This is a genomic window from Egibacteraceae bacterium (assembly GCA_035540635.1).
GTDB lineage: Bacteria > Actinomycetota > Nitriliruptoria > Euzebyales > Egibacteraceae > DATLGH01.
This window is the reverse complement of the sequence record DATLGH010000085.1, coordinates 21207-37824: the sequence shown is the minus strand read 5'-3', so window position 1 is coordinate 37824 and position 16618 is coordinate 21207. Positions and strand designations below refer to the sequence as shown.

Below are 16618 nucleotides of genomic sequence, written 5' to 3'. Positions count from 1 at the left end.
CGGCGTGGGTGACGGGCGTGGCGAGGGACTCGGTGACGGGCTCGGTGTCGGGCTCGGGGAGGGGGTGCCTTCGGCGGGTTCGTCGGGGGCCTCGTCGGGGGCCTCGTCGGGGATCTCGACAGGGTCGCCTTCCCGCGTGTCCTCCTCGACGGCCGGCGACCCGGCCTGGCGGACGAACGGCGCCCCGCCCAGCTCCGCCTCCCGCTCGACGGTGAGCGCCGGGCGACCGGTGGGGATGTGGCGCACGGTGGCGGCGACGTCCTGGATGCGGTACCGCTCACCCTCCTGGAGGGGCCTGTAGTCGTCGTTCGGCCACAAGACGAAGGCCGACAGGGCGGCAACCGCCGCACAGGCGGCGGCGAACGACCAGCGCGCCGCCGGGCGGTCACGGACGCCCGTCCACGTGCGCTGCAGGAGCTTGCGCCCCACCCGCGCGAGCATGTACGCGATGCCGGTGACGGGCAGCACGAGCAGCAGCGCCTGGAAACCGGCGGCGGTGGCGGACACCGCCTGTCCGGCGGCCATGGCGCTCGTCAGCTCGTCCCACTGCAGGAGCAGCGAATCCCACGTGGTGGCGAGGATGCGGGGAAGGTTGACGAGGATGACCGTGACGTTGAACAGCAGGATCGGTATGACCGCAAGGACCCAGGCGGTGACGGCCCGGCGCACCCAGGGCTTGAGCTGCGTCACCCGGGCGTCGGGCGTCTGGCCGGGCAGCATGCTCACCAGGATCGGCTTCATGCGGGCGAACAGGTCCGGCACGCCCGTGAGGTCGCTCACGACGTAGTAGCCGTCGAGCCGCACGAACGGCAGGAACTGGCGCAGCATCTCGAAGTGCTGGACGAGGATCACCAGCAGCAGCGGCTCGAACCGGGTGAGGAAGTAGACCCCTGCGGTGGCGAGCAGGAACACCACGTTGAAGTAGACGCCGCCGAGATCCACGCGCAGCCTGCCGGCCTTGCTGAGCCGGTAGGAGTCGGTGACGTTGGTGTAGAACACCGGCCACACGAGGTAGATGCCGGCGCCCATCACCCCGGGATCCGCTCCCCCGTAGCGGCACCCCGTCGCATGCCCGCTTTCGTGGAACGCCGCCGAGACGACGACCATCCCCAGGACCAGCAGCATGACCGCCGGGGAGTACAGCGTCTCGCGGAGGCTCTCCCCAACCCCGTGCACGAAGAAGAACCAGATGTCGAAGCCGACGAACGCGACGAGGACGGCCAGGACGACCGGTGGCAGGAACAGGGGGCGGAAGAGCGTCGTGATGGCCCGCACAGCGCGCGCCGGCACCACGCCGGTGCGCATGTTCAGCTGAAGGATACCCTCGTGCTTGCGGACCTGCGGTTCTGAGCCGTCGGGGTTCTTCAGCAACCCGAGGGGCTCGAGCTTGGCCTCCAGCTGGCGCACGTTGTCCGCACTGACCGCCCGCCCGTACGCATCGCCCACCCGCTCCGCGATCTCCTCGTAGCTGCCGCTCTCGGCCAGGCCGCTCGCCACGAGGTACAGCAGCTCGGTCAGCTGGACGACCTGGCCGTCGGCGCGGCGCGCGAGGTACGGCGGCTCCTCGTAGCCCGAGTCCTGGAACTCCCCGATCAGCTCGACACCGTCGGCGAGCTCACGTGGCCCCGCCGGCACCGCCGTCGTGTCTGCCATCAGCCTCTCCCCGCACAACCGCCGCGGGGGCGCCCTTGCGAGGGCCCCCCGCTTACCGGCTCCGAGAGTGCGCTCAGGCGCTCCGGTCGGTCGCGGCGTCCCGGCCGGCGTCGCGGTCGGCCAACGAGCCGCCGGTCGGCGTGTCTGCGCTCCGTCGTGAGCTGCGATCCCGTGGCGTTACGCCCGGTCGCGCAGAGCAGGATCCCCGTCCGTGACGCGCTCAACCGTGCGGCTGCCGGCACCGGGAGGTCACGACGGACCCGACACGTCGCCGACCGAGGGTGTCATGGCAGCACCGCATCGGCGTCCCACACGGGGCCCACCTGGCAGAGCGTGACGGCCTCCGGGGCCTCCCGGCCCCGGACCGTCACCTGCTCGCCGTCGCGAGCGACGACCGTGCCGTCCGGGCCGATGAGCCGGACGGGCTCGTACGCCACCGTGTAGCCGGGGGGCCACAAGACCTCGTAGCGGCCTCGGGAAGCGTCCAACCAGGCACAGCCGCCCTCGAGCTCGCCGTCGCCGCCGAGCACACCGCTGAGCTGCCCCCTGCCCGCCGGCCCGGCGGACGCCGCCGGCGTGGCGAGCGCCACTGCCGCGACGGCGACCACGGCGGCGGCCAGGCCCAGCGTCGCCACCAGCGCCGGGCTGGGCTCGAAGGTACGGGCTGAACCGGACAACGGGCGTCGTCTCCATAATCTCGGGGCGGGTCCAGAGTTGTTTCCCGCCCACGCCGCCTCCAACCCCGGCCGCCCGACCAGGGCCCCCGACCGGGCAACCATGCCACCCCGGTCATCCGGCCACCTTCCGTGCCGCCGCCCCGAACATGCGGCCGCTTTCCCGCATGGTCCGGGTCGACGGGGGGGAGCGTGGAGGGAAGGACGCACCGCTCACAGGCACCTGATGACCCGCGCTGACGACCGAGGAGTGATGACGATGACGGACCACAAGACGCAACCTGAGCTGACCGCTGACGAGCTTGACGCCCAGGCCGGCGAGGCCCTGCCGGACCGCGAGGCGATGTCGCTGATCGACGCGAACGTCGCCGCTCCGGTCAACGCCGCCGTGGCGGCCAACGTGCTGAGCGACGACTCGCTGGCGTACGCGAACGCCGAGCAGGACGTCACCATCGACCAGAGCACGTAGGCGACCGGCACACGCGGAGCCGGCCGCCGCGCACGAACGGCGGCTGGCCTTCCCGCGCCGACCCTGAGACGTGAACCGCAGGAGCCGCCAGGCGGAGGCGCTTCTCGTCTGTGCCGGGGGAGACGGTCGCGCGCGAGCGCCATGAGATGCTGACCGGAGAGCGCGCCATGGAGACGGCACAGAGCACGACCCGCATCGCCCTGCCCGTCCAGGAGACGCGACGACGGTGGGAACGGTTCACCGGGGAGGCGGCGCGGCCGGCCGGCGAGGCCGGCGCACGGGCCGAGGTCGCGGCCGACCAGGTTCCCGGCGCCCCGGACGCCGACAAGGGCATGATCCACTTCGACGCCGTGGACGAGGCCACGACGGAGGTGACGCTGGAGCTGCGCTACAACCCGACCGCCCTCGCGCAGGAGGGACTGGACGCGACGTGGGTCGCCCAGCGTATCGGCATGTACCTCGACCGGTTCAAGCGCCACGCGGAGGAGGGGGAACGAGCATGAAGCTCCGCAGGCGCGTGAACAAGCCACTGACCGCTGCCGGCGCTGCCGCGCTACGTCGAGGCGCGGAGGCGCCGGCGGGTGACGGCGCACGAAGCCGCGGAAACCGGTGTGGCCCTACGACGCGGTTGCCCGCACCTGTTCGGTCAGCTCGCCCTTGCCCAGCTCGCCGGCGCGGCGCAGCTCCTCGTCCATGACCTGACGGAACCGCTCGGCGAGCTCGCCGAGCTCGGCACGAAGCACCGCGAAGTCGAGGTCGGACGCGGCCAGTGCCGCGGCTTGCCCGCGGATCTCCGCGACGTCGCGCTGGCCCTGGGCGCTGAGGTACACCGGGCCGCGGGTGGTCGCGACGTACTGGTAGGCGGACGCGAACGTCGCGCAGCGGTCACAGCGCTCGTTGACGGCGATCGCCGTGTTCGTCGGACGGATCTCCCGGGCGTCGCGCGTGACGAAGGCGGACTGGAACGCGACCGCCACGGTGCGGCAACCGGTGCAGTCGCTGCCCTTGGCGTAGGCGAGGTTCTCCGGGGCCGCGGGGTCGGAGGCGACCGGGACGACCACCACGCCGGAGCGCGCCAGCGCCACCGACGGGTCGCTGTTGAGCGCTTGCACCACATGCTTGGCGCCTCCCGCCAGCGCCGGGAGGGGCAGGAAGCCTGCCACCGCCAGCACCGCGGCGAGCCACACGACGACGAACCGGGCGACAAGTCCAGGCACCTTCGGGACCTCCATGGGACGGCGACTGACCAGGAGCATGTACCCCGCCGGAACCGCCGTGACGCTCATGCCGTCAAAGCCGCGACCGGGGCTGGCCGCCCGGCCACGTTTGCGCAAGGCCACCGGTCGAGCGCCGCCGATTTTCGGTGTGAGGCAGGTCGTGCGGGGTACGAAGCCAGCGTTCGCAAAAGACGATCCCGCCAAGGAGTGACGTCGGATGACCGAACAGCAAGTGGGTCTCAGCCCCGAGGAGCTGGACGCCGAAGGCGGCGAGCAGCTGCCCGACCGCGAGGCCATGTCCCTGATCGACGCCAACGTGGCGGCACCGATCAACGCCGCGGTCGCGCTGAACGTCCTGAGCGACGACTCGGTGGCCTACGCCAACGCCGAGCAGACCGCCCACATCACCCAGAGCACGTGACCGGCCCGACGGGTGACGGCCCCTACCATGGACCAGGAGTGATTGCTGTGACCAACGAGGATGCCAACCCGGAGCTGTCCGCCGACGAGCTGGACGCCCAGAGCGCGGAGGCGCTGCCCGACCGCGAGGCCATGTCGCTCGTCAACGCCAACGTCGCGATCCCGATCAACGCGGCGATCGCGGCCAACGTGCTCAGCGACGACGCGATCGCCTACGCCGACGCCAGCCAGTACAGCGACATCGACCAGAGCACCTGACCTGCTGCCGAGCGAGATGGAGGAGCGCACCACCATGACCGATGACACGAAGCTCGAGCTGACCGCCGACGAGCTGGAGGCCCAGAGCGCGGAGGCGCTGCCCGACCGCGAGGCGATGTCGCTGATCAACGCGAACGTCGCAGCGCCCGTCAACGCCGCCGTCGCGGCCAACATCCTGTCGGACAACTCGGTGGCCTACGCCAACGCCGAGCAGGACGTCACCATCGACCAGAGCACGTGACGCGTCGCCGCGGGGGGTGGTCTGCCACCTCCCGCGGCCCCTATCACCGGTGCAGCGAAGGGACGGCCATGAGGATCCGCAAGGTCATCAACAAGCCCATCGACGTCGAGCGCGAAGGCGCCCGGATCGCCGGGGCCGTCAACGCGGTGGTTGCCGCCAACGTCAACGAGCCCGGACGCTCGGTGAGCCGGGTGTCGAGCCGCCAGCGGATCGTGCAACGCAACGGGCGCACGGAGGTCCACGAGCAGCGCATCGAGTCGGACGACCTCGGGGAGGCCGGTCGCTGACAGCGCCGGCAGCGGGCTGTTCGCGGGCAAGCGTCTAGCTTGGGCGGGTATGCCCTCAGACAACCCGTGGCTCGAGTGGCGCGTGCTCGCGTTCGGGCACCGCGGCAGCGCCCGGCTGTGGCCTGAGAACACCCTCCGGGCTTTCCGGGGCGCGGTCGCGGCGGGGGCGCCCGCGCTGGAGATGGACCTGCGCGCCACCGCCGACGGCGAGGTCGTCGTGTGCCACGACGCGACGCTGGACCGCACCACGGACGGCTCCGGACCGCTCGCCGCGCACACGCTCGCAGAGGTCCGCCGCCTCGACGCGGCCTACCGGTTCGTCCCGGACCACGGCGCGGAGGAGCGCGCACCGGACGGCCCCTACCCGCTGCGTGGCGAGGGCAGCGACGACCTGCGCATCCCGACCCTGCGCGCGGTGCTCGCCGAGTTCGGCGACACGCTGCTCACGATGGAGCTCAAGCAGGGGCCGCCCGACGAGCCGTCGCTGGCGGCCGGCGTCGCGGCGCTGCTCGCCGAGCACGGCCGCGACGACGACGTCATCGTGTCGGCCTTCGAGGACACCTACCTCCACGAGTTCCGGGCGGTGGCGCCGGATGTGCCGACCGCCACGAGCGCCGGGGAGATCGCCGGCTTCTGGTCGTCGCGCGACCTCCCCGACGTCGCGCCGGGCACGCGGGCGCCCGTGGCGCTGCAGGTGCCCGTCACCTACCAGGGCATCGAGGTCGTCAGTCGTGCGTTCGTCCAGGACGCCCGCGCGAGCGGGCTGGCCGTGCACGTCTGGACCGTCGACGACCCCGACGAGATGGCCTGGCTGCTCGACCTCGGCGTCGACGGGATCATGAGCGACCGCCCCGACACGCTGGTGGAGGTGCTCCACGGCCGGCAGGTGGCGTGGCGAGGAGCCCGGAGCTGACCTGACCGCTACGGGCGGACGCTCGTCGACTCGCAGACGCGCTTCAACGCGGCGAGGCTGCCGCGGAACACCCGCCGGACCCGCGGCACGACGGCGAGCGTCGTGACGGCTTCGCCCAGCGGACCGAGGGGCGGGTCGATCTCCTCCCACCAGGTGAAGAGCGTTCCGTGCCTCGTCGGTGCGAGCTCGAACGCGCCGACGCCGCGGATGAGCCACCCGAGGTGGCGGATGCCGATGACCCGCGGTTCGTCCCACTCGGTGGTGACCATGTCGTCGGTCACGACCAGCCCTCCGATGATGTCGGTCCGGCAGCGCACGACCACGTCGGTGCCCTCCCGATTGGGCGAGAGCACGGTCACGCTGCGCGCGTCGCGCATCCAGCGGGACTGTCCCTCCCAGTCGACGAGCACCTCCCACACCCGGGCGGGATCGGCCTCGATATGCGTCGTCACCTCGATGCGCGCCACGAAGCGCCGCCTTTCGTCGGGTTCCCCGGAGGCCCCGTAGTATTGCCGCACTCTTCTCCCGACTGCGGAGCCGGCATGTTCATCGAGCTGAACGGCGTCAAGCACCACTACGTGAGCAAGGGCGAAGGACCGCCGGTGGTGCTCCTGCACGCCCTCGGCGGAAGCCTCCATGCGTGGTACGGCGTGATCGAGAACCTTGCGCTGCACCATCACGTCGTCGCCGTCGACCTGCGGGGGCACGGGCGCAGCGAGCACGCGAAGGGGGCCTACTCGATCAAGGGCTGGTCGAACGACGTCGAGGCGCTGATCGGCGCGCTGGAGCTCCCGGCGGTGACGCTCGTCGGCCACTCGATGGGCACGCTCGTCGCGCAGCACCTCGCGGTGGCGAACCCGGAGACGGTCGACAACCTCGTGCTGCTCGGTGGGATCTCCTACTTCGAGCCGCCCGCCAAGGACGCCTACGCGAAACGCGCCGAGATGGTCGAGGCCGACGGCATGGACGTCCTCGTCGAGGATTGGCTGCCCGGCGCGCTCGCCCCGCGGACGCACGCGAAGCTGCCCCAGCTCACCGGTCTGCTGCGCGACGTGTTCCTGCGCAACGACCCGCAGAGCTACGCGAAGGCCTGCCGGGCACTGGCCAAGGCGCCGTCGATCAAGCGGGAGAAGATCGGCCAGCCGACGCTGCTGCTCGTCGGTGACCACGACCGCTCCACCCCCCTGCGCATGACCGAGGAGCTCCATCGCGACATCCCTGTGTCGCGCGTGAGGGTCATCCCCGGGGCGGCGCACTGGGCGGCCCTCGAACAGCCGGACGCGATCGCCGCCGCGATCCTCGAGTTCCTGACCTGAGCGAACGGACGTGGCGGACGTGGTCGTGGTCGGTGACGGGCCGGCAGTCGCGCCCGACGAGCAGGCAGCAGCGGTACGGTGCGCCCATGACGTGGGCCGACCTCGAGGCGCTCGAGCGCGACGTCGTCGATTGCCGCGCATGCCCGCGGCTCGTCGCCTGGCGCGAGCAGGTGGCCCGGGAGAGGCGCGCCGCCTTCGCCGACTGGGAGTACTGGGCGCGCCCGGTGCCCGGGTTCGGGGACCCGCGGGCGCGGCTCGTCGTCGTCGGCCTGGCTCCGGCGGCACACGGCGGCAACCGCACGGGGCGCGTGTTCACGGGGGATCGCTCGGCCGACTTCCTCTACGCCGCGCTGCACCGGGCGGGGTTCGCGAACCAGCCCACGTCGGAGCATCGTGACGACGGGCTCGCGCTCACCGACTGCTGGGTCAGCGCCCCGGTGAAGTGCGCCCCGCCGGCCAACCGCCCCGCACCCGACGAGCGCGACCGTTGCCTGCCCTACCTCGCCGCCGAGCTCGCGCTCCTGCCCGTGGAGGTCGCGGTCGCCCTCGGTGGCTACGCCTGGGACGCCGCCCTGCGACTGCTCGGACCGGTGCGCCCCAAGCCGCGGTTCGCGCACGGCGCCGAGGCGCGCGTCGGTGGGGTGACGCTTGTCGGCTCCTACCACGTGAGCCAGCAGAACACGTTCACGGGGCGTCTGACCCCCGCCATGCTCGACGGCGTCCTGGCCCGCGCCCGGGAGCTGCTCAGCCTCCGCGCACCGGCTCAGCCGGGCGGGGCGAACCCGCCCCCGGGCGGCGACTGCTCGGCAGGCGGGGCCGGCAACGTCGGCTCACCCGCCGGCGGGGGCGGCGCGGGGACGGGTGAGGGGGAGCGCGCGGTGCCGCGCTGCTGGTAGCGGGCCGCGGCGCACGCGAGGAACAGCTCCGGGCTCACGCCGTCCGGCGGTCGGTGCCGCAGGCGCGCGATGATCGGCCGTGCGATGCGCCGGGCGAGGTCGGCGCGCACGTCGGCGGGCAGCTCGCCTGCGCGCAGGAGGAAGCCGCGCATGGCGGCGTAGTCGTCGCCGGTCAGCCCCGAGGGGTCGATGGTGGCTGCGTAGGGCTCGGCGCCGGGGGGAACGGCGAAGCGCACCGCCGACGGGGCCCGCGCGCCGGTGCGCTCGCGCAGCACGAGCGTGCCGGCGACGAGGTCGCCGAGGCGCTGGTGCTCACGGGTCAGCAGGGCGCTCACGACCGCGATCCCCCCGAGGCTGACGAGGAAGTCGACGAGCCCGAGCGCCGCCCGGATGGCGGCGTGGCGGAAGCGCACGGGCGCTCCCTCGCGGGTCACCACCCGCAGCCCCATCGCGGCCTTGCCGAGGGTGCGCCCCCGCCACAGCGTCTCGAACGCGACGGGGTAGCCCCAGAACACCGCGAACACGAGGAGCAGCGTGACGGTGACGCCGATCCAGTCGGGCAGCCCCGCTCCGGCGCCCTCGAGGACGAGGCCGAGGCCCAAGAGCAGCACGACCACGACCACGCTCTGCAGCATGAGGTCGACGCTCAGCGCGACCGCCCGCGAGCCGATCCCCGCGGCCTCGAACTCGAGCCGGACGGCCTCCGGCGTGACGACGCCGCTCACTGCCTACACTCTCCAGCCCGTGGACATCGACCGCTTCATCACTACCCACCAGAGCGGGTGGGAGCGCCTGGCGGTGCTCACACGCAAGGCGACACGGCGCGCCGGGCGCCTCTCCCCCGCGGAGCTCGACGAGCTCGTGGGGCTCTACCAGCGGGTCTCCACGCACCTGTCGCTCGCGCGAACGACCTACCCGGACCCCGCCCTGACGGCCCGGCTGACCCGGCTGGTCGCCGAGGCGGGGGCGTACGTCTACGGTACCCGGCCGCGCACGCTGCGCGCCGCCGGGCGCTTCGTCGCCGACACGTTCCCGGCGGCCCTGTGGCACGCCCGCGCGTTCGTGGCGGTCGCCGCGGCCCTCTTCGTCGTGCCCGCGACGGCCGTCGGGATCTGGCTCGCGGGATCGCCCGCGGCCCTCGAGGCCGCGGGGCCCGAAGCGGTGCGTGAGGCGTACGTCGAGGAGGACTTCGAGGCCTACTACTCGTCGAGCGCGTCGGCGCAGTTCGCCTCTGAGGTCACGACGAACAACATCCAGGTCGGCGTCCTCGCGTTCGCCGGCGGGATCCTCGCGTGCCTGCCGACCGCCTTCGTGCTCGTCCTGAACGGCGCGAACCTCGGCGTGGCGGCCGGGCTGTTCGCCGCGGCGGGGCAGATGCCACGCTTCTGGGGCCTCATCCTCCCCCACGGCCTGCTCGAGCTGACGGCGGTCTTCGTGGCCGGTGCCGCCGGGTTGCGGCTCGGGTGGACCCTCGTCGATCCCGGCGACCGTCCGCGTGGGGAGGCCCTCGTGGAGGAGGGCCGCCGGGCGGTGGTGATCGTCGTCGGGCTCCTCGGCGTCTTCGCGGTCGCTGGACTCATCGAGGGTTTCGTCACCGGCTCGGCGCTGCCGACGGCCGTGCGCGTCGGCATCGGCGCGGTGGCGGAGCTCGCCTTCGTCGGCTACGTCGTCGTGCGCGGTCGGTCCGCGCAGGCGCGGGGACTGACGGGGGCGTTCGGCGAAGCCGACGAGCCGGCCTGGGCGGCGGTGTAGACCCGCGCGCGAAGCGCCACGCACCACCGGCGCAGCGCTCACCGCCGACGTCGACTAGAGCCGGGAGGTCGCCTTGGCGTGCAGGTAGGCGTCGGCGAGCTCGGGGGCCAGGCGCCCGGGCGGGGCGTCGACGACGACCGCGCCGAGCCCCCGCAGGCGGGCGACGGTGCGCCGGCGCGCGTCGAGTGCCTGCACCGCAGCGGCCTTGCGGTAGACGGCGCTCGCCTCCCCGGGGGTGGCCCGCGCCCAGCGCTCGACCTCGGGGTCCCGCACGGCGGCGAGGACGACGAGGTGGTGGCGGACGACGAGCGGCAACGCCGGCAGGAGCGTCTCGGCGACGGCGTGCTCGGCCAGCTCGGTGAGCACGACGAGCAGTGCGCGGCGCGGGAAGCGCGCGAGCGTCTCGGCGAACGCGCCGCGGTAGTCGCTCTCGACGAGCCGTGGGTCGAGGTCGTACATCGCCGCCGTCACCCGCGCGAGCTGGTCGCGGCGGTGGCCCGGGCCGACGACGCCCCGGACCGCGTCGGCGAACGCGACGAGGCCCGCCCGGTCGCCCAGCCGGGTCGAGACCGCGGTGAGCATCATGACCGCGTCCATCGCGTGGTCGAGGCGGGGCACCCCCGGCTCGCCGCCCGCGGCGTCGGCCTCCCGTACGAGCCCCGCCATGACGCGGCCCGTGTCGAGCAGGCACAGCACCGTCTGGTTGCGCTCGGCGCGGTACGTGCGGACGATCGCCTTGCCCGTGCGGGCGGTGGCGGCCCAGTCGATGCGCCTGAACTCGTCGTCGACGGTGTACTCGCGCAGCTGGTCGAACTCGGTGCCGCCGCCGCGCCCCGCCGCCGAGCGCAGCCCCACATCCAGGATGCGCGCCCGGGTCACGCGCAGCTCCGCCTCCTCACGGGAGCGAAACGGCGGGTACACGCGCAGCTCGCCGGGCAAAGCCCGCCAGGCCTGGCGGGCGACGAGCCCGCGGGGGGCGCTCACGCGCACGGTGATCCCGCCCGGGCTGAAGCGCCCCCGCCGGGAGGGTCCCAGCCGCACGCGGGCGGTGACGGTGCCGCCCGCGGGCACGACGACGTCGGCGCGGCGGCTCGTCGGGCGCAGGGAGTCGGCGAGGTCGTCGGCCAGGCGGACCCGCAGTGTGCGCCGGGTGGGGTTCGTCACCGTCCACGCGACCTCGGCGTGTCCGTCGAGCGGGACGACACCGGGCAGGTCCCGGCGCACCTCGAGCACCGAGGGACGAGGCGTGCGCCACCAGCTCGCCCCCGCGGCGGCGAGCAGCGCGGCGTTGGCGACCCCGAGCGTGGCCCGTGCCCCGAGTGGCGCGAGCAGGACCACGCCGGCGAGACCGGCCGCGAGCGCGGCGAGGCGCCCGGTCGGTACCGGCAGCCAGGCGCTCACCGTGGGACGGGGACCGCCGCGAGGATGCCGTCGAGCACCCCGTCGGCCGTTACGCCCTCGAGCTCGACCTCGGGCCGCAGCTGGATGCGGTGGCGCAGCGTCGGCGGCGCGACGGCCTTCACCTCGTCGGGGGTGACGAACGACTTGCCGGCGAGCCACGCCCACGCCTTCGCGGCGTGCAGGAGCATGACCGACCCCCGCGGGCTGACGCCGAGGGACAGCGACGGCGACTCCCGGGTCGCCCGCGCGATCGCGACGATGTAGGCCTGCACGGGCTCCTCGACGCGCACGGTGCCCACGGCGCGGCGCGCCTCGGCGAGCTCGGGGGGACCCGCCACGGCGTCGATGCCGAGGGACCGCAGGTCGTGGGGATCCATGCCCGCGTGGTGGCGCGCGAGGACCGCCTGCTCGTGCGCGGCCGTGGGGTAGTCGACGAGCAGCTTGAACAGGAACCGGTCCACCTGCGCCTCGGGTAGGGGGTAGGTGCCCTCGTACTCGACGGGGTTCTGGGTGGCGACCACGGCGAACGGCTCGGGCAGGCGGTGCGCCTGGCCCTCGAAGGAGACCTGGTGCTCCTCCATCGCCTCGAGCAGGGCCGCCTGCGTCTTCGGCGGCGTGCGGTTGATCTCGTCGGCCAGGAGCAGGTTCGTGAACACCGGGCCGCGGCGGAAGCGGAACGTGCCCTCGCCGCCCTGGCCGGCGCCGGGAGTGTAGACGAGCTGGCCGAGGACGTCGGACGGCATGAGGTCGGGCGTGAACTGCACCCGGCGCTGCTCGAGCCGCAGGGCGGCGGCGAGCGCCTTGACGAGCAGCGTCTTCGCCGTTCCCGGGACCCCTTCCAGCAGGACGTGGCCGCGGACGAGCAGCGCGGCGAGCAGGCCGGTCACGGCCCGGTCCTGACCGACGACGGCCTTGGCGACCTCGTCGCGGACCGCCACGATCGCCTCCCGCGCGGCGGTCGTCGGAGCTTCAGCGGACACGGGCGGGCTCCTTGGTCGGCACCGGGCTGCCGAGCACGGCGCGGCGGTGACGCTCGAGGTCGGCTGCCAGCGCGACGAGGGCGGCCTCGTCGGGGGGCTCGCGGCCGGTGAGCGCGTCGAGCAGACCGTCGTGGTCGCGACCGGTGCGACGCGAGGCGGCGGCCACGACGGCGTCGACGGGGCTGTCGCCCGGCAGGCCGAGCCGCTCGGCGAGCTCACGGCGCACGCTCGCGCGGAGCAGGCCGGCGGCCTGCCCGCGGGCGGCGCTCTGCTGGAGCAGGTTGCCCACCGCGGTGACGAGCTCCGAGCCGGCCACCTGCACGGGCCGGGGCTCGCGCACCGGGGCGCCGAGCCGGCGCGCCCGCCACAGCACGACGACGGCGAACGCGACCGCGAGTTGGGCGAGGGCGAGCCGCACCGGCTCCGCGACGAGGTCCCCGAGCGTCGCCTCGCCCTCGCCCGGCGCCCCGGGTCGCAGGAACGCGAGGGAACCGCCGCTCGCCGGCGCGAGGAGCGCCGCGACGAGCGGACCGTTGTGGGCGGTGCCGAGCACGGCGTTCGTCAGCGCCCCGGGGCCGCCGAGCGCGACGACCGTGCCCGCCCCCTCCGTCCGTGCGACAAGCCAGTGACCGTCGGATCGGGGGAAGCAGCCGACCGCGCCGCCCTCGCCGGCGCCCGCGTAGACGACGCCGGCGGGAGCCGCCACCCGCTCCACGCCGGCGAGGGCCGCGAGGTCGCAGTCGCGCGGCAGGGTCGTCTCCATCGGCCCGATGCTCGCCGGACCGGCCACCTGCGGGGCGAAGCGGCTGCGGGGGTCGGCCACGACGAGCGTCCCACCGTCCACGACCCATTCGCGCAGGTCCTCCGCGGCGTCGCCGGTCAGGCGGTCGACGAGCAGGAGCGCCACCGCGTCCCCCGGCTGCGCATCGTCGGTCAACCGCACGTCGGCCCCGAGCGCGGTGAGCACGTCGACGAGGGCCTTCGTGCCGTGAGGGCCGGGGGAGGCCGGGTCGAGCGGCGGCCCGTCGACGGGGCGGCCGGCGAGCCAGACCGCCACGACGGCGGCGGCGACGAGCGCGGCCAGGGGCCCGGCGCGACGCAGCCCACGCCGCAGGTCCGGCCTCACCGCCGGCCTCCCGCGGCAGGTGCGGCGACCGGGCGGTGCCGCCCGAGGGCGGCGCGGACCGCGTCCGTGCGCCGACGGACCTCGTCGAGGGTCGTCTCGTCGACGCGGGCGTGGCCGTACCAGCTCGCGTCGAACGCCGCGGTCACGGCGGCGACGTCGCTCACGGCGTCGGGGCGGCGACGCGCCACCTCGGCGAGGTACTCCCCCGTCGTGCGGCCGGGTGTCTCGTCCACCGCCCCGGCGGCGGCGAGCGCGGCGACGAGCGCGCGGTAGCGGCAGCGCAGCGCCTCGCGCAGGCGGCCCTCGCGCGCGTGCGCGTCGGCCTCCGCGGCCCAGTCCGCCGCCTGGCGCCCGACACGGTCGGCCGTCACCGGAGCGAGCGCCGGGTCGGGGCGCAGTCCTCGCGCGAAGCGCAGGGCGAGGACCACCGCGACGACGACCGCGGCCGTGAGCAGGAGCGACCCGACGAGCGAGGCTCCTCCCGTGCCGGCCACCGCCTCGATCAGGCGCCCGATCTGCTCGGCGACCCAGCCGCGCACCCGCGCCGCCAGCGACGGGGCCGCCCCGGCGAACTCCGGGCGCGACAGCACCTCGGTGACGACACGGCGCACCTCCTCGGGACCGACGGCCGGGGGCGGCAGCTCAACGGCCAGCGTGACCACCCGTGGCGCCCGGGTCGCCGGTCCTGGCCGCGAGCCCGTCGGCCGCGAGCCGCAGGTCGAGGGCCTCCCGGCGCACGCGCCCGTCGAAGTAGAGCAGGGTGACGACGATCGCGAAGAGCGGCGTGCTCACGAGGCTCGCGAGGATGCCGCCGACGGCGATGAACAGCCACCCGAAGCGGTCCCCGATGAGCATGCCGACGAGCTGGGGGATGCCCCCGAGCGCGAGTGACAGCACGAGCACGAGCAGGATCGCGACGACGACCGTCCCGACGACGGCGAAGATCCGGGGACGCAGCAGCCGGGCGGAGCGCGCGAGCCCCTGGAAGGGGCCGAGGTGCTCGACGACGATCGCCGGCGCGGCGGCGGAGAACATCGACCCGATCGCGAGCGACGCGCAGACCCCCGCGAGGACGAGCACGATCGCGAGCACGGCGACCACCGGCAGCGGCACGCCCCCGGCGGATGCGCCCGCGACGACCGCGGCGGCGACGACGGGCGGAGCGACCGCCGCCACGATGAGCACCACCCACGAGACGACGAGGGCCCACCAGCGGCTCATCCCGGCGGAGAAGGCCTCGCCGGCACCCGCCTCGCCACCGAGGTAGGAGGAGGCGACGACCGCGGCGATGACGCCGGTCACGAGGGGCGACACGAGCAGGCCCTGGGCAATGGCGAGCAGCGTCGCGAGGTTGCCGCCGCCGCCGCCGGCCTCGGCGAACCGCTGCGCGGCGGCGGGGTCGGTCATGAGGTCGAACAGGTCGAGCAGCCCCGGCAGGTCGCGTTGGAGGTACGCCGACAGCAGCTGGAACGGGACGACGAAGACGCCGGTGAGCAGGACGATCGTCCGCCAGTTGGCGGCGAAGAGCCTGAACGCGCCGTCGAGCACGTCACCGAGGTTGAGCGGGCGGATCGGGACGGGTCGCGCTCCGCGTGCCGCCGGCTGCCCGGGGTCCCCGGGCGGCGGCGGCAGCCGCGGCGGCTCTCCTGGCGGGGGCGTGTTGCCACTCGCCGTCACGGCACGGTCTCCTGTCGGCTCGGGTTCGCTGCCGGGTCAGTATGCCTACCATGACCGGCCATGCGATTCCGGCTCCGGTCCACCACCTTCCGCCTCGACGAGCGGGCCGCCGTCATGGCGATCGTCAACCGCACGCCCGACTCGTTCTCCGACCGCGGTCGCGGATGGGCGCTCGGCGCGGCGCTCGACCTCGCCGCGGCGCACGTGGCCGCCGGCGCCGACATCGTCGACGTCGGAGGCGTGAAAGCGGGACCGGGGGCCGACGTCGGGGTGGAGGAGGAGCGCGCGCGGGTCCTACCGTTCGTCGAGGCGTTCCGCGCGCGCTGGGACGTGCCCCTGTCGGTCGACACGTTCCGGGCGGCCGTCGCCGCCGACGCCCTGGACGCCGGCGCCGACCTCGTCAACGACAGCACCGGGCTGACCGACCCCGAGCTGGCCGGCGTCGTCGCGGCCCGCCCCCGCGCCGCGCTCGTCGTCGTGCACTCCGGCACGCCCCCGCGCACCAGGCCCTTTCGCACCACCTACCGGCCCGACGTCACGACCGTGGTCGTGAACGGGCTTGCTCGCCTCACTGAGGAGGCGCGTCGGCGCGGCGTGGCCCGCGACCGGATCGTCGTCGACCCCGGCCACGACTTCGGCAAGAACACCGCCCACTCCCTCGAGCTGACCCGCCGGCTGCCGGAGATCCGGGCGCTCGGCTATCCGGTGCTCGTCGCGATGTCGAACAAGGACTTCCTCGGCGAGACGCTCGACCTGCCGGTCGACGAGCGCGCCGAGGCGTCGCTGGCGGCTGCGGTGACCGCCGTGCACCTCGGCGCGCACGTCGTGCGGGTTCACGACACGCGCGCGACCGTGCGGGCGGTGCGCACGATGGAGACGATCCTCGGCCGGCGGCGCCCCGCGGTCTCCGCCCGGGGGCTCGACTGACGTGCCCTGTCGGCCGCGGCGACGGCAGTAGGCTGGGCCCGAACGAGGCGAGGAGCGACACCTGTGCCGAAGCCCCGCAAGTTCGTCTTCGTGTGCATCAACCAGCGCGACCGTGAGCACCCGCGCCCGAGCTGCAACGCCAACGGGGCGGCACACGTGTTCAACACCATGCGCGAGGAGTCGGGCCGGCGGCGGATGCACGACGTGAAGATCGTCGCGGGTGGCTGCATGGAGGCCTGCATGGTCGGGCCCGTCGTGGCGATCTTCCCCGACAACGTCTTCTACGGCGGGGTGACCGAGCGCGACGTGCCCGCGATCCTCGACCACGTCGCCGGCGGCGAGCCGGTGGAGTGGCTCATGATCGGCGACGCCGAGTTCGACTTGCGACCGCAGATCTCGGGAGGCTAGCGC

At 74.3% G+C, this 16618-nt stretch carries 21 protein-coding genes and 1 pseudogene; 12 read left to right on the top strand and 10 right to left on the bottom strand.

What is annotated here, in order from left to right; all coding sequences use genetic code 11:
• Both VM324_13595 and VM324_13590 read right to left on the bottom strand, forming a co-directional pair.
• On the bottom strand, positions 1–1653 hold a 1653-nt coding region (locus VM324_13595), incomplete at its 3' end, for a hypothetical protein (protein HVM00320.1).
• 284 nt (positions 1654–1937) lie between these two features.
• A complete protein-coding gene (locus VM324_13590; GenBank protein ID HVM00319.1) occupies positions 1938–2288 on the bottom strand; it encodes a hypothetical protein in 351 nt (116 codons plus the stop codon).
• A gap of 298 nt (positions 2289–2586) precedes the next feature.
• On the opposite strand from VM324_13590, the gene VM324_13585 reads away from it, so the two are divergent.
• Both VM324_13585 and VM324_13580 read left to right on the top strand, forming a co-directional pair.
• Entirely contained in the window at positions 2587–2796 is a 210-nt protein-coding gene (locus VM324_13585; GenBank protein ID HVM00318.1) for a hypothetical protein, read from the top strand.
• A 110-nt stretch (positions 2797–2906) separates the two neighbouring features.
• Positions 2907–3299, top strand: coding sequence for a hypothetical protein (locus VM324_13580; protein ID HVM00317.1), 393 nt, complete (start codon positions 2907–2909; stop codon positions 3297–3299).
• Positions 3300–3413: 114 nt separating this feature from the next.
• On the opposite strand, the gene VM324_13575 is transcribed toward VM324_13580, so the two are convergent.
• Positions 3414–4082, bottom strand: a complete 669-nt coding sequence (locus tag VM324_13575; protein ID HVM00316.1) for a hypothetical protein — start codon at positions 4080–4082, stop codon at positions 3414–3416.
• A gap of 148 nt (positions 4083–4230) precedes the next feature.
• Between VM324_13575 and VM324_13570 the strand changes: the two genes are divergently transcribed.
• From VM324_13570 to VM324_13550, 5 genes are all read left to right on the top strand, one after another.
• Entirely contained in the window at positions 4231–4434 is a 204-nt protein-coding gene (locus tag VM324_13570; GenBank protein ID HVM00315.1) for a hypothetical protein, read from the top strand.
• 47 nt (positions 4435–4481) lie between these two features.
• A complete protein-coding gene (locus VM324_13565; protein HVM00314.1) occupies positions 4482–4691 on the top strand; it encodes a hypothetical protein in 210 nt (69 codons plus the stop codon).
• 34 nt (positions 4692–4725) lie between these two features.
• Positions 4726–4932: a hypothetical protein gene (locus tag VM324_13560; GenBank protein HVM00313.1), complete on the top strand. Its 207-nt coding sequence runs from the start codon at positions 4726–4728 to the stop codon at positions 4930–4932.
• A 68-nt stretch (positions 4933–5000) separates the two neighbouring features.
• On the top strand, positions 5001–5219 hold the full coding sequence (locus VM324_13555; protein ID HVM00312.1) for a hypothetical protein: 219 nt from the start codon (positions 5001–5003) through the stop codon (positions 5217–5219).
• A 49-nt stretch (positions 5220–5268) separates the two neighbouring features.
• Positions 5269–6132, top strand: a complete 864-nt coding sequence (locus VM324_13550) for a glycerophosphodiester phosphodiesterase (protein ID HVM00311.1) — start codon at positions 5269–5271, stop codon at positions 6130–6132.
• Positions 6133–6140: 8 nt separating this feature from the next.
• Here the strand turns inward: VM324_13550 and VM324_13545 are convergent, their stop codons facing one another.
• Entirely contained in the window at positions 6141–6599 is a 459-nt protein-coding gene (locus VM324_13545) for an SRPBCC family protein (GenBank protein ID HVM00310.1), read from the bottom strand.
• Between the two features lie 75 nt (positions 6600–6674).
• Between VM324_13545 and VM324_13540 the strand changes: the two genes are divergently transcribed.
• Positions 6675–7448 (top strand): alpha/beta fold hydrolase, encoded by a 774-nt coding sequence (locus VM324_13540; protein ID HVM00309.1) that lies wholly within the window; start codon positions 6675–6677, stop codon positions 7446–7448.
• An 86-nt stretch (positions 7449–7534) separates the two neighbouring features.
• Positions 7535–8164, top strand: a pseudogene (locus VM324_13535) (uracil-DNA glycosylase).
• 47 nt (positions 8165–8211) lie between these two features.
• Here the strand turns inward: VM324_13535 and VM324_13530 are convergent.
• Positions 8212–9069, bottom strand: a complete 858-nt coding sequence (locus tag VM324_13530) for an RDD family protein (GenBank protein ID HVM00308.1) — start codon at positions 9067–9069, stop codon at positions 8212–8214.
• A gap of 19 nt (positions 9070–9088) precedes the next feature.
• Between VM324_13530 and VM324_13525 the strand changes: the two genes are divergently transcribed.
• Positions 9089–10096, top strand: a complete 1008-nt coding sequence (locus tag VM324_13525; protein HVM00307.1) for a stage II sporulation protein M — start codon at positions 9089–9091, stop codon at positions 10094–10096.
• A 54-nt stretch (positions 10097–10150) separates the two neighbouring features.
• On the opposite strand, the gene VM324_13520 is transcribed toward VM324_13525, so the two are convergent.
• From VM324_13520 to VM324_13500, 5 genes are read right to left on the bottom strand one after another with little or no spacing between them, the layout of a single operon-like run.
• Positions 10151–11497 carry a DUF58 domain-containing protein gene (locus tag VM324_13520; protein HVM00306.1) on the bottom strand — a complete coding sequence of 449 codons (1347 nt, stop codon included), beginning with the start codon at positions 11495–11497 and terminating at the stop codon, positions 10151–10153.
• Positions 11494–12477 (bottom strand): MoxR family ATPase, encoded by a 984-nt coding sequence (locus tag VM324_13515; protein ID HVM00305.1) that lies wholly within the window; start codon positions 12475–12477, stop codon positions 11494–11496. The genes VM324_13520 and VM324_13515 overlap by 4 nt, the downstream gene beginning before the upstream one ends.
• The gene (locus VM324_13510) at positions 12467–13603 is read right to left on the bottom strand and encodes a DUF4350 domain-containing protein (protein ID HVM00304.1); all 1137 of its coding nucleotides are present in this window, start codon (positions 13601–13603) and stop codon (positions 12467–12469) included. The genes VM324_13515 and VM324_13510 overlap by 11 nt, the downstream gene beginning before the upstream one ends.
• Positions 13600–14265 (bottom strand): DUF4129 domain-containing protein, encoded by a 666-nt coding sequence (locus VM324_13505; GenBank protein HVM00303.1) that lies wholly within the window; start codon positions 14263–14265, stop codon positions 13600–13602. Before VM324_13505 ends, VM324_13510 begins: the two co-directional genes overlap by 4 nt.
• On the bottom strand, positions 14246–15280 hold the full coding sequence (locus VM324_13500) for a hypothetical protein (protein HVM00302.1): 1035 nt from the start codon (positions 15278–15280) through the stop codon (positions 14246–14248). The genes VM324_13505 and VM324_13500 overlap by 20 nt, the downstream gene beginning before the upstream one ends.
• 60 nt (positions 15281–15340) lie before the next feature.
• Between VM324_13500 and folP the strand changes: the two genes are divergently transcribed.
• Both folP and VM324_13490 read left to right on the top strand, forming a co-directional pair.
• Complete coding sequence (gene folP, locus VM324_13495; protein HVM00301.1) at positions 15341–16207, top strand: dihydropteroate synthase; 867 nt, start codon at positions 15341–15343, stop codon at positions 16205–16207.
• 63 nt (positions 16208–16270) lie between these two features.
• Positions 16271–16615: a hypothetical protein gene (locus tag VM324_13490; GenBank protein ID HVM00300.1), complete on the top strand. Its 345-nt coding sequence runs from the start codon at positions 16271–16273 to the stop codon at positions 16613–16615.
• The last annotated feature ends 3 nt before the right edge of the window (positions 16616–16618 follow it).

Excerpts from the sequence above, each read along its gene's own strand:
- VM324_13585 (HVM00318.1), top strand. The coding sequence starts at position 2,587 with ATGACGGACCACAAGACGCAACCTGAGCTGACCGCTGACGAGCTTGAC.
- VM324_13575 (HVM00316.1), bottom strand. The coding sequence starts at position 4,082 with ATGAGCGTCACGGCGGTTCCGGCGGGGTACATGCTCCTGGTCAGTCGC.
- VM324_13570 (HVM00315.1), top strand. The coding sequence starts at position 4,231 with ATGACCGAACAGCAAGTGGGTCTCAGCCCCGAGGAGCTGGACGCCGAA.
- VM324_13560 (HVM00313.1), top strand. The coding sequence starts at position 4,726 with ATGACCGATGACACGAAGCTCGAGCTGACCGCCGACGAGCTGGAGGCC.
- VM324_13555 (HVM00312.1), top strand. The coding sequence starts at position 5,001 with ATGAGGATCCGCAAGGTCATCAACAAGCCCATCGACGTCGAGCGCGAA.
- VM324_13550 (HVM00311.1), top strand. The coding sequence starts at position 5,269 with ATGCCCTCAGACAACCCGTGGCTCGAGTGGCGCGTGCTCGCGTTCGGG.
- VM324_13540 (HVM00309.1), top strand. The coding sequence starts at position 6,675 with ATGTTCATCGAGCTGAACGGCGTCAAGCACCACTACGTGAGCAAGGGC.
- folP (HVM00301.1), top strand. The coding sequence starts at position 15,341 with ATGCGATTCCGGCTCCGGTCCACCACCTTCCGCCTCGACGAGCGGGCC.